The organism is Mucilaginibacter sp. 5C4, assembly GCF_034345625.1.
Lineage (GTDB): Bacteria > Bacteroidota > Bacteroidia > Sphingobacteriales > Sphingobacteriaceae > Mucilaginibacter > Mucilaginibacter aurantiaciroseus.
In genome coordinates, this window is the sequence record NZ_CP133775.1 from 890,094 (window position 1) to 902,463 (window position 12,370).

The 12,370-nt window shown below is 43.0% G+C and carries 14 protein-coding genes; 13 read left to right on the plus strand and 1 reads right to left on the minus strand.

Annotation, left to right across the window (positions count from 1 at the left end; genetic code table 11):
* Positions 1–23: 23 nt before the first annotated feature.
* From RHM67_RS04115 to RHM67_RS04170, 12 genes are all read left to right on the plus strand, one after another.
* The gene (locus RHM67_RS04115; RefSeq protein ID WP_416182871.1) at positions 24–1,814 is read left to right on the plus strand and encodes a cytochrome c oxidase subunit I; all 1,791 of its coding nucleotides are present in this window, start codon (positions 24–26) and stop codon (positions 1,812–1,814) included.
* 144 nt (positions 1,815–1,958) lie between these two features.
* On the plus strand, positions 1,959–3,020 hold the full coding sequence (locus tag RHM67_RS04120) for a COX15/CtaA family protein (protein ID WP_322230815.1): 1,062 nt from the start codon (positions 1,959–1,961) through the stop codon (positions 3,018–3,020).
* Positions 3,017–3,907 (plus strand): heme o synthase, encoded by an 891-nt coding sequence (cyoE, locus tag RHM67_RS04125; RefSeq protein ID WP_322230817.1) that lies wholly within the window; start codon positions 3,017–3,019, stop codon positions 3,905–3,907. The genes RHM67_RS04120 and cyoE overlap by 4 nt, the downstream gene beginning before the upstream one ends.
* Positions 3,904–4,482, plus strand: coding sequence for a cytochrome c oxidase subunit 3 (locus RHM67_RS04130; protein ID WP_322230819.1), 579 nt, complete (start codon positions 3,904–3,906; stop codon positions 4,480–4,482). The genes cyoE and RHM67_RS04130 overlap by 4 nt, the downstream gene beginning before the upstream one ends.
* Positions 4,483–4,491: 9 nt before the next feature.
* Entirely contained in the window at positions 4,492–5,211 is a 720-nt protein-coding gene (locus RHM67_RS04135) for a cytochrome c oxidase subunit 3 (protein ID WP_322230822.1), read from the plus strand.
* Between the two features lie 18 nt (positions 5,212–5,229).
* Positions 5,230–5,586, plus strand: a complete 357-nt coding sequence (locus tag RHM67_RS04140; protein WP_322230824.1) for a cytochrome C oxidase subunit IV family protein — start codon at positions 5,230–5,232, stop codon at positions 5,584–5,586.
* Between the two features lie 41 nt (positions 5,587–5,627).
* Positions 5,628–6,284, plus strand: coding sequence for an SCO family protein (locus RHM67_RS04145; protein ID WP_322230826.1), 657 nt, complete (start codon positions 5,628–5,630; stop codon positions 6,282–6,284).
* A 111-nt stretch (positions 6,285–6,395) separates the two neighbouring features.
* Positions 6,396–6,971, plus strand: a complete 576-nt coding sequence (locus RHM67_RS04150; RefSeq protein WP_322230828.1) for a DUF420 domain-containing protein — start codon at positions 6,396–6,398, stop codon at positions 6,969–6,971.
* Between the two features lie 11 nt (positions 6,972–6,982).
* Positions 6,983–7,258, plus strand: coding sequence for a hypothetical protein (locus tag RHM67_RS04155; RefSeq protein WP_322230830.1), 276 nt, complete (start codon positions 6,983–6,985; stop codon positions 7,256–7,258).
* A gap of 71 nt (positions 7,259–7,329) precedes the next feature.
* The gene (locus RHM67_RS04160; RefSeq protein ID WP_322230832.1) at positions 7,330–7,992 is read left to right on the plus strand and encodes a DUF2461 domain-containing protein; all 663 of its coding nucleotides are present in this window, start codon (positions 7,330–7,332) and stop codon (positions 7,990–7,992) included.
* A gap of 21 nt (positions 7,993–8,013) precedes the next feature.
* Entirely contained in the window at positions 8,014–8,841 is an 828-nt protein-coding gene (locus tag RHM67_RS04165; protein WP_322230834.1) for an OmpA/MotB family protein, read from the plus strand.
* Between the two features lie 129 nt (positions 8,842–8,970).
* Positions 8,971–9,801, plus strand: coding sequence for an amidohydrolase family protein (locus RHM67_RS04170; RefSeq protein ID WP_322230837.1), 831 nt, complete (start codon positions 8,971–8,973; stop codon positions 9,799–9,801).
* On the opposite strand, the gene RHM67_RS04175 is transcribed toward RHM67_RS04170, so the two are convergent.
* On the minus strand, positions 9,789–11,141 hold the full coding sequence (locus tag RHM67_RS04175; RefSeq protein WP_322230839.1) for an APC family permease: 1,353 nt from the start codon (positions 11,139–11,141) through the stop codon (positions 9,789–9,791). The two genes, RHM67_RS04170 and RHM67_RS04175, sit on opposite strands and share 13 nt — an antisense overlap.
* Before the next feature lie 383 nt (positions 11,142–11,524).
* Here RHM67_RS04175 and RHM67_RS04180 point away from each other — a divergent pair, with 383 nt between their 5' ends.
* Positions 11,525–12,325 (plus strand): glycoside hydrolase family 16 protein, encoded by an 801-nt coding sequence (locus RHM67_RS04180; RefSeq protein ID WP_322230841.1) that lies wholly within the window; start codon positions 11,525–11,527, stop codon positions 12,323–12,325.
* Positions 12,326–12,370: the final 45 nt, after the last annotated feature.

Here is a 12,370-nt window from a genome sequence, read left to right on the forward strand (position 1 = left end):
TCCTGAATACTTACGTATTCAGTATGGACCACAAGATGATCGCCAAGCAATTCCTGATCACAGGTATTACAATGGCATTCATCGCCATGACCCTTTCTATCCTGTTCAGGATTCAATTAGCTTACCCTGATAAAGCGTTCCCTTTAATGGAAACATTATTAGGCCGTTTTGCACCGGGTGGCCGTTTAGATTCAAACTTTTACCTCGCATTGGTTACCATACACGGTACCATCATGGTATTCTTTGTATTAACAGCAGGCTTGAGCGGTACCTTCGCCAACTTACTTATCCCATTGCAATTAGGTGTACGTGATATGGCATCGCCATTCATGAACATGTTATCATACTGGTTCTTCTTTATTGCCTGTGGTATCATGTTATCATCATTCTTTATACAAAAAGGCCCTGCCAGCGGTGGCTGGACCATATATCCACCTTTATCTGCATTGCCTAAAGCTATGCCGGGTTCGGGCTTGGGTATGACGCTTTGGCTGATCAGTATGGTTTTTTTCATCGCATCACAGCTAATGGCTGGTATAAACTATGTGAGTACCATCCTTAACATGCGTACAAAAGGTATGGACCTTTGGAAAATGCCACTATCTGTATGGGCATTGTTCTTAACTGCTGTCCTGGGTGTATTATCATTCCCGGTGTTAGTAGCAGGTGTTGTACTATTGGTATTTGACCGTAGCTTCGGTACCAGTTTCTACTTATCAGAAATTGTACTGAACAGTTCACAAGTTCAACCTTTCGAAGGTGGTAGCCCTATCTTGTTCCAGCACTTGTTTTGGTTCTTGGGTCACCCGGAGGTATACATTGTAATTATGCCAGCGATGGGTATCTCATCAGAGGTTATGTCGGTAAATTCGCGTAAACCTATCTTTGGTTACCACGCCATGGTTTACTCGCTTATAGGTATCACCGTATTATCGTTCATCGTATGGGGTCACCACATGTTTGTTACGGGTATGAACCCGTTTCTGGGCGGTGTGTTCATGATCACTACATTGATCATCGCGGTACCATCGGCAGTAAAAACATTTAACTGGCTTGCAACTTTATGGCGCGGTAACATCCGTTTTACATCGGCTATGTTGTTCGCTATCGGTATGGTGTCATTCTTTATCTCTGGTGGTTTAACCGGTATTTTCTTAGGTAACGCTGCGCTGGATATCAACCTGCACGATACTTACTTCGTAGTAGCCCACTTCCACCTGGTAATGGGTTCGGCAGCTATATTTGGTATGCTTGCGGGTGTTTATCACTGGTTCCCTAAAATGTTTGGCCGTATGATGGACGAACGTTTGGGTTACCTGCACTTCTGGTTAACCTTCATCGGCGCTTACCTGGTATTCTTCCCAATGCACTTTATGGGCTTAGATGGTGTACCACGCCGTTACTATGCGTTCACCGAGTTTGAGTCAATGAAACAATGGTTATCTGTAAATACATTTATTACATGGGCGGCAATCATGTCCGCATTAGCGCAGTTAGCCTTCTTGTTTAACTTTGTGCACTCTATTTTCTGGGGTAAAAAAGCGCCTCAAAATCCTTGGAACGCAAATACACTGGAGTGGACCACACCTGTTGAGCATATACATGGTAACTGGCCGGGCGAGATCCCAACCGTTTACCGTTGGCCGTATGATTACAGCAAGCCGGGCGCAGAGCATGATTTTATACCACAGACAACGCCGCTTTCTGAAACAATGAGCTCTAACCTTCCGCACGATTTTGAGGACAACCCGATAGGTTTAGAGGAGCACAGCAAATGGACAAGTACTCAAAAAAGAAACGAAGAAGTTAAATAATATTACACTTGATCTGATGTTTTAGGGTACCTTTTCCTAATTTGATAATTAGAGAATCTGAAGATTTGAAAATGATAATTTTTAAATTGGTCAATTTTCAAATTTTCGAATTGAAAGGTACCCTAATTTGTTAGAAATATTTAAATGAGCATAAAGGCACCCGGTAACAAGTTTCTAAAGTTTAATCTCATAACCATCATCCTGCTATTTTTAGTGATACTGGCGGGTGGAGTAGTGCGCAGCACAGGCTCTGGTATGGGTTGCCCCGATTGGCCTAAATGCTTTGGAAGGTATATACCACCAACCAGTATATCAGAATTACCGGCCAATTACAAAAAATCGTACTCGGATAAACGCCTTGCCAAAAACCAAAAGTTTGCCAAAATGCTCGATATTTTTGGATACAGCCAATTGGCGATGCGCATCCGTAACGACAAATCTATCCTGGTACCTGAGGAATTTAATACCGCCCGCACTTGGACAGAATATATCAACCGTTTGATAGGTGCTGCATCGGGTCTGTTTTTACTGCTGTGCGTTGTATACTCTTTTAAATATTGGAAGACTAATAAACCGATTGTTTTCCTGAGCATATTTAATGTGTTTTTGGTAGCCTTCCAGGCTTGGTTAGGATCTATAGTGGTATCAACCAATTTGGTTGCCTGGATCGTAACCGTACACATGCTTATTGCCCTGGTTATTTTAGCCATTAGCATAACAACCTACCACATGGCAAAAGTGCAGGGCAGGTATAAGGTGGAACGTAAACCATTTATAGCGATAGTTACTTTGCTGGTATTAGCGCTGAGTGTTTTGCAAATAACTTTTGGCACCGAGCTGCGCGAAAAGATAGATGCAGTAGCCAGCCATTTAGAAGGCAGCTACCGCGCTAGTTGGGTACATCGTGCAGGTGATATATTCGCACAGCACCGCGATGTAGCCTTAATAGTTTTGATTATGAACGTCGTTTTATATGCACTCATCCGCAAGGGCTTTAACAAGCATTCGGTACAACAGCAGTTAATGAGTTTTACGTTTTTAATGATCATGCTGCAAATAGTTACCGGTATATTGTTATCATACTGGGCTTTACCGCCGTTTGCGCAGGCCGTACATATTGTACTGGCGAGTTTAGTTTTTGGCGCCCAATTTTATTTATTGTTGAATTTATTTAGCTCGGTGAACGTGCAGGGGGCAGGCAAATGAAATGGAGTGATTTTTCTAAGCTGATAAAAATGCGACTAACCTTGTTAGTGGTGTTTTCGGCATCTATTTCATTTATCATAGCAGTTAAGGCCAACGGTGGCAACACCTGGGGGTCGCTGTACAGCACAACCATGTGGATCAATTGGGCCAAGCTGGTTATTGGTGGGTTTTTAGTTACATCTGCAGCCAATTGCTTTAACGAAGTAATTGAGGTTGACCTGGATAAATTAATGAAACGCACCATGGACCGCCCAATGCCTGCAGGCAGGATGACAAATGGCCAGGGCCTGGTTTTAGGCTTGGGAATGGGTATGGCAGGTACATATCTACTGGGGAGTTTAAACGTACTTACAGGCCTGCTATCGGTATTCTCAATTATATTATATGCGTTTGCTTACACACCATTAAAGCGCAAGTCGCCAATAGCAGTTTTTGTGGGGGCTATACCGGGCGCATTGCCTGCATTAATAGGTTACGTAGCAGGCCAGCCACACGGCCGGATAGATGAGATAGCGTTAATTTTATTCGCCATACAGTTTGTATGGCAGTTCCCGCATTTTTGGGCAATTGCCTGGGTGTTGGATGATGACTACAAACTGGCAGGTTTCAGGCTGTTGCCAACAGGTAAACGTAACCTAACAAGCGCCGTAATTACTTTTGCAGCTACTGTTATATTATTGCCGGTAAGCTTGCTGCCGTATTTTAACCATAATGGCGGCATTGTTCTTGCCATAGTGTCATTAGTAATGAGTTTGATTTTTATATACCAGGCATTTAATTTAATGCGTACTCTTGAAATTAGCAGCGCCCGGAAATTGATGTTTGGCTCTTTTTACTATTTGCCGGTAGTGCAATTAGTGTTTTTATTTGATTTTATAGGAAAATGATGGCACAGATACAAAAAGAAGACAGATATAACCTGGCACCCAAAAAATTCAACATGTGGATCTTCATATTCACATCGTTTATGTTTTTTGCGGCGTTAACCAGCGGTTTTATCGTATATGTGGGTGGCAGCAAGGCACATGGCATTAATATTAAATTGCCTGATGCCTTTATGTACAGCACCGGCGTAATTATATTAAGCAGCATTACGATGTTTTTGGCATCAAATGCGGCTAAGGCGCTTGATCGTGGTAAACAGCAATTTTATTTAATGGCTACCATTTTTTTAGGCGTTGCCTTTTTTATCATCCAGTTATCGGCATGGTCGTACCTGATCAAAAATGGCGTTTATTTTAGTAACCCAAATGCTTCCCAATCCTTTATATATGTATTTACCGGGATGCATTTACTACACATTTTTGCCGGCTTATTGCTGTTGGCCAATACGCTTTGGCGTAGCACCCGCAGTATTGAGCAGGTTAAAAATTTATACAGTGTACAGATGTCCTCTATTTTTTGGCATTTTGTCGATATAATATGGATTTATCTGTATGTTTTTTTACTTTTGAACCAATAATAAAAACTCATGAGTGTACAAGTATCACCTATAGATGAAGTAAAGACAACGCCGTGGTCTGGTGGAAGATCTCCGTTCAATGTCGAATACGGTAAAATGATGATGTGGTTTTTCCTCCTTTCGGATGCGTTTACCTTTTCGTCACTATTAATTGCCTATGGATCGCTGCGTTTCAGCTCGAGTAGCTGGCCTGCACCAGATAAGGTTTTCCAATCGGTACCTGGTTTGTTAGATAGTGGCGCACCACTTGTGTTTGTGGGTTTAATGACGTTTATCCTCATCCTTAGTTCGGTTACCATGGTATTGGCTGTAGAGGCCGGCCACCGTTTAGCCAAAAAAGAAGTGCTTTGGTGGATGTTTGCTACCATTATTGGTGGCTTTACCTTTTTAGGTTGCCAGGCGTTAGAGTGGAGCCACTTACACCACGAAGGTTTCTGGTGGGGGCACATCCCTAATGCTGAAGAGCTGAAACACCTGTTTACAGGCGGTAACGAGGCTACCTACGGTACCTACGCGCAACAGTTTGCTAACTTGTTTTTCACTATAACGGGTTTCCACGGTTTCCACGTATTTAGCGGTGTTATTATCAATATCATTATCACTATAAATGTATTGTTAGGTACCTACCAAAAACGCGGCAGCTATTTAATGATCGAAAAAGTTGGCCTTTACTGGCACTTTGTAGATTTGGTATGGGTATTCGTATTTACTTTCTTTTACTTAGTTTAAAAATTAACTGATAAATATATGTCATCAGAAACAACAGAAGTTCACCACGAAGATCATGGTCACGGTGAAGGAATGACCAAAAAGAAAATCATACAGATCTTCCTGGTATTATTGGGTATAACTGTAGTTGAGTTTATTATCGCGCTTTGGTTAGTGCCATCGGGTAAAGTGCCTATACACTTGGCAAACCCTATATACATTGTATTAACCCTGTTTAAAGCATTTTATATAGTTGCATACTTTATGCACTTAAAATTCGAGAAAATAGGTTTAGCGCTTTGCATCATTGTGCCGATACTATTCATCATTGGTTTGATATTGGTGCTTACAAATGAAAGCCACTACTGGGTAGATTTGAGACCGAAAATAGGATAATGCGTAAAGCTTCTTTCCCGAAAAAAATAATAGTCCTGGTAATGATATTAGCTTTACCGGGATTTTTGTATTATTTGCTAACCGCCAAAGGTAAGAACAGGTATAAGCCTCTCTCGTTTTTTGGCCCTAAACAGGCAGCTAAAACGGGGCATACGTTTCACGGAACGTTTATCCCCGATACGATCTACCATAAGCTTAGCGACTTTACCCTTACCGACCAAAATGGCAAGCAGGTATCGTTCAAGAACTTTGATAAGAAGATTTTTTTGGCAAGCTTTTTTTATACCAACTGCCCAACCGTTTGTAACGAGGTAAATAAGAACGTAAGCGAACTGGTGTACGCTTACCGCAAAAACCCGATGGTGTATTTTACATCTTTTACGGTTGACCCAACGCGCGATACACCGCAGGCTTTAAAAAAGTATGCAGCCAAGTTTGAGGAAACCAGGAAATGGTTGTTCCTTTCGGGTGATACCAGTATTACGTATAACCTGGCTCGTACCGGCTTTTTAGTGAACGCGGTACAGGCCGGTAAGGACGATTTTATTTATAGCGATAAGCTGATACTGATCGATGCTGAGAAGCGTATCAGGGGCTATTACTCCGGCACATCAGCCGCCGACCTTACCAAGCTTAACGATGAGATCAAAGTGCTGATAGCCGAAGAGCTGCGCAAGGTGGATAAAGCTTTATATTAGAATAGAAGTAAGCAAGAATCAGGAGCCAAGACAAAACCCTGATGAAACATATTAAATAATAGAAACGAATCCTGACGCTAATCGTCTTGATTCCTGACTCTCATATAAACTATGACTGATAAATTCATAATCCGATTTGTAGCAGGTGTAACTATATTCGTTATAGTGGTGGTGATCGTGCTTAACCGCCATCTTATCCCGGGCCCTGCTACGCCACCTGCGTTTACGCCTTATTTGCCACTGCTTAACGCCGTTTTAAACGGTACGTGCAGTGTGCTGCTGTTAACTTCGTTATACTTCATTAAACAGGGCAATATAACGGTTCATAAACGCTTAAATATTTTAACGTTCTGCTTGTCGTCGTTATTCCTGGTATCCTACATCCTGTTCCATTACCTAATGCAGCACGATACCGTGTACGGCGATACTAACGGAGATGGCTTATTATCTGCCGATGAACGCGCAACTGCCGGTAGTATGCGTACAATTTACCTGTTGTTATTAGTGCCACACATTATACTTGCTGCAGGTGTTTTACCGTTGATATTGTTAAGCTTTTACCGCGGCTTACAAATGCAGGTTGCAAAACATAAGAAACTGGTAAGATGGGCGTTTCCTATATGGTTATTCGTTACATTATCCGGCGTTGTTGTATATTTGATGATCAAACCGTACTACCACTTTTAATAGTTTTACACATGAAGAAGTTAAAATATTTTTACCTCGTATTGGTTTTTGGTTTATTGGTGATAAGCGTTGTGCCGGTTAAGGCCCAGTGTTCTACGTGCAGCGCCAATGTAGAATCCAACAGCAAAAGCGGCGATAACAAAACCAACGGACTTAACAGCGGCATTATGTACCTGTTGGCTGCGCCATACCTGGCTGTTGCTGTAGTTGGATACATTTGGTATAAAAAATATCGCCGTAAAGATGTTGACCTTAACATCCGCCCCCAAAAGCTTAACTTAAATTAGGCTTTAGTTTATAGATAATGGTTCATAGATCATAGCGAACGTAGTCGATCATAATAAAATGTATTTTTTGGATGATACAATCCCAAACGCTTGATTTTTTAAAAGAGCTTGTTGATAATAACAACAGGGAATGGTTCCAGGCTAATAAAGCAAAATACGATACAGCTCGCGAGAACCTTATTGAATTTGCCGCGAGCGTTATTGAAAAGCTGCATAAAGTAGACCCAACCGTTAGCGCCGATCTTGACCCTAAGAAATGTGTGATGCGCATTTATCGCGACATCCGTTTCAGCAAAAATAAAACGCCTTACAAAAACAACTTCGGCATTAGCTTGCCAACTTTAGGTTCTAAATTGGGCGGGGTGGAGTATTACCTGCAGATCCAGCCGGGCAAATCATTCATTGCCGGTGGTTGCTGGATGCCCGAGGCCGAACACCTGAAAGCCATTCGCCAGGAAATTGATTACAACGCCGCCGACCTGAAGAAGGTGATAGACGATAAGGAGTTTGTAAAGCTGTTCGGCGATTTCCGTGCGCAGGATCAGCTGAAAACAACCCCTAAAGGTTACGATGCCTATAACGGGAACATCGATCTGCTGAGACTGAAAAGCTTTATCGTTTCGCATCCGCTTAAAGATAAAGAGGTAATGACCGCAAGTGCCGCACAGGATATTGTGGATATATGCAGCAAGCTATACCCGCTGAATGTGTTCCTGAAGAATGCAATTGCTTAATACACTTAAACCCTATATAACATGAAGTTTAAACACCTGCTTTTAGCCGTTCTGTTTGTTTCCGCGCTGCAATCCTGCGTGGTAATGTCGCCCAAAAAGCACAAGGCCCTGTTGGCCGAGCGCGACTCCTTGGCCACCCGTACCGCCACGCTTGAAGAGCAGGTATCAAAACTGATAGCTGATACCTCGCGCATCCGCCAGGAATTGGCTGCGCTTAAAGGAAACTACAGCGGACTTAATGATAAATATAACGCGCTTGATAAAAACTACAATGCCAGTTCCTCAAAAGTAACCCAGCTATCTACCGACCTGCAAAAACGCGAAGCACGCCTGAAAGAGGTGGAAGAGATTCTGCGCAAGCGCGATGAAGCAACAAACGCTTTGAAAGATAAGCTACAAAAAGCCCTGCTTGGTTTCCAGCAAAGCGGCCTAACGGTTGATATCCGGAATGGCAAGGTGTATGTGTCGCTTACTGATAAACTGCTTTTCCCATCGGGCAGTATAGTTATTGATGATAAAGGTAAACAGGCGCTTAAACAATTAGCTGCCGTGTTGAACAAAGAAGCCGACATTAACATTTCCGTAGAAGGCCATACCGATAACAAAAAGATAAAAAACCTTGGCCAGATAAAAGACAACTGGGACCTTAGCGTACTACGCGCAACATCCGTAACCCGCTACCTAACCGAGACCGAGAACATCGACCCTAAGCGCGTAACCGCGACCGGTAAAGGCGAGTTCCAGCCGATTGATACTGCTAATACCCCTGAAGCACTGTCAAAAAACAGGCGCATAGAAATTGTGCTTACGCCAAAATTGGATGAGCTGTATAACCTGATCACCAAATAGAAGCCTCATCCCAAACCCTTCTCCGAAGGAGAAGGGCTTAAAAAATAAAAGTTAGTCCTCTCTTTCGGAGAGGACTTTTTTATTGCCTTATTATTTCGATATTGTGGGCAGCACCACCAATGTAAACCCATGTTAAAGATCGATAGTCACCAGCACTTTTGGCAATACCATCCCGTTAAAGATGCCTGGATAACCGACGACCTAAAAGTTATCCAACGCGACTTGCTGCCTGAGGCTGTTGAACCGATAATGCCAGAGCACGGCATATCAGCTTCCGTAGCTGTACAGGCCGATCAATCCGAAGCGGAGAATGATTTTTTATTGGGCCTTGCTCAAAAGCACAGCTTTATAAAAGGTATTGTAGGCTGGGTTGACTTTAAAGCAGATAATATCGAAGAGCGCTTAGCCTACTACAGCGGCTATAAACTCATAAAAGGTTTCCGCCACATATTACAGGCTGAGCCCGATGAGCAATTTATGCTGGATGAAAAGTTTATGAAGGGCATCAGTTTATTAAGCAAGTACAATTTTACGTATGACATCCTAATAAAACCAAATCACCTGCCTTATGCCAAGACTTTGGTGGCGGCTTTTCCTGATCAAAAATTTGTGATAGATCATCTGGCTAAACCTTACATCAAAGATGGCGGGATAAATGGCTGGAGAGAGGATATTGAAGCCATTGCATCCCATCCAAACGTATCCTGCAAAATATCCGGTATGGTAACCGAAGCCGACTGGGCCAACTGGAAACCCGGAGATTTTACCCCGTATCTTGATGTCGTATTTAATGCTTTCGGTATTAAAAGGGTAATGTTTGGCTCCGACTGGCCGATGTGTAATTTAGCAGGGGGGTATGCGGGTGTTTTAAGTATTGTAGAAAGTTATATCAGCCACTTGAGCCTCAACGAGCAGGAGCTATTTTGGGGCAAAAATGCGGTTGAATTTTACGCCTTATAATTAGCCGGTTTAAAAGGCCACTCCTTATTCATGTTGGCTTTTATGAAGTAGACAATAGCACCCAATGCAATGGCGCTTAAACCACCTAATACCATATGGAAGCCGGTAGATAATAAAATGCCAAACCACATCGCTATCGCCAGGAAAATAGGGATAGGGAATAACGGCATTTTATAAGGGAAATTTGTTTCACTTTTGGCCCGGCGCAGGAGGTACAGCCCCAAGGCTTGTGATATAAATTGAATCAGGATCCGCATGGCTAATATGGCACTGATCACATCGCTAAGCTTAAATAGTAAGCTAAATACAAAGGCTATCCCACCCAAAAACAACAACGATACGTAAGGGAAATTACCCGTTGGGTGCAGCTTGGCAAATACTTTAAAAAACGCACCATCCGCCGCCGCCGCGTAAGGGATGCGGCTATAACCTAACGTGGCTGAGAATACTGATGAAAAGGCCACCAGCAATATCAAACAGGTAACAATTTTTGCCGAGGTGTGCCCCGATAATTGCTCCATAAATTCGCTTACCACAAACTTACTGTCCTTAGCATGTTGCCAGGGTATTACGCTTACCACGCTCACATTCATTAGCATGTAAAGGATAGCAATACCTGCTATAGAAATAAACATACTCTTCGGTATGTTTTTAGATGGGTTGATGATCTCGCCACCCAAATGGCATACATTATAGTAGCCCAGGTAGCTGTAAACGCTTTTTACACTGGCAAAACCAATTGCCGCCACAAAAGCATAATTTACAGTTAAGCCGTCATTAATATGTTTTATGGGGGCTAAGAAATTGCCATGCGCTAAGCCACCGGCTATGATCCAAATCATGGTAAGTAGTACGCCCACCCAAAGTATCACGCTAATTTTTCCTATCGATTCAATCTTGCGGTATAGTAATGCCACAATACAAATTACCACACCACCGCTCATTAGCTTAGCTTCTATGGGGGATAGGGGAAGTAAATAAGAAAAGTATGCCGCGAAACCAATAGCTGCCGAGGCGATAACCAGCGGTGCCTGGATCATGGTTTGCCAAACGAACAGGAAACTCATAAGCTTGCCGGGGCCGTTTTTGCCGTAAGTTTCTTTCAGAAAATTATAAGAACCACCTGCCATGGGGAAGGCCGCGCCAAGTTCGCTCCAAACCATGGCATCAATAAAGGAAAGCAGCGCACCCGCCAGCCAGGCATACAAAAACCATGGCCCGTTCATCATACTGATCACCATAGGCAGGGTAATGAACGGCCCGATGCCAACCATATCGGTCATGTTTATGGCGGTGGCTTGTGCCAGGCCAAGGCGGCGTACCAGGGAAGTTTCAGCCATTCGTTTCTATCAGCGGGAATAAATTTCAGTTAATACTACAAAAATAACTTTAAGCAGCAAGGGGCAAAATTTATTGGGTCAGGCATTTGTAAGGAGTTTAGCTTAGGCCAGACACCCATGGTGTACAAATAACACTTATTAAATACAAGCAATAAGTATTTAAACATTAAAAAATATTTTAAAAACAATTGGTAAAATATTTGAATCGTACGCACTTGTTTAGAAAGTGTATTAAATATAAGTTAATCAATTAAATATTATTTGCCCTAAAGGCGGCTGTATTAAACTTATAAATAACACAATGTGCCGGGGTAAACGATATTGGTTTGCCTATCCTGATTTTTTTGTATTTGAATTATTCACTCTTTAAATCATTCATAACCATGAAAAAAATCTGTTGTATTGTATTTGTAGCGCTATTTGCTGCCGCATGTACCAAAGAGAAAACGGCAACTGTTGCCCCGCAAAGCGCCAAGGCCCCCGAGAACGCCACCGCTGTAACACAGGGCAGCAAGCGCGACCAGGCCACCATTTCCTGGAGCGGCTACTCCTGGAACGTTAAGGCACCCGCCGGCACTGAAGGCCCCGGCCCCAATTATTGGACCGGCAATAACGTTTGGGTGGATGCGAACGGCTGGCTGCATTTAAGGGTATCTAAAAATGCCTCCAACAATCATTGGGAGTGTGCCGAGATCTCCAGCACCAACAACTTTGGCTTTGGTACTTACCAATGGCAAATTGACGGGCCTATCGCCAACCTGGATAAAAACATTGTACTTGGCTTGTTTGATTACTCGGGCATCGATGGCCGCGACGAAATAGATATCGAATTTGCAAGATGGGGTAATGCGGCATGGCCAAACTTAAACTATACCATTTTCCCTAAGGAAGGTGATGCACCTGCCCCGGCAAGTTACTCGCAGGAGTTTTCTACCCCGGGCGGCACATATACTACACACCGTTTCAAAAGAACAGCTACCAGCGTGGTATTTAAAAGCCTTTACGGTTTCCAAAGCGGCGATACCAACCTATTCTTAACCAAAACCTTTAACAGCCCCGGCACATCCATTAGCGGCAAAAGCATGCCGGTATTGTTAAACCTATGGTGCTACAACGGCCTTGCCCCGTCAAACGGACAAAGCGTAGAGATTGTGATCCATAGCTTCACTTTTACAGCAAATTAATACCCTCCCCCTCATAATAAAAAAGGTCGTCCCGGCATCTCGGGA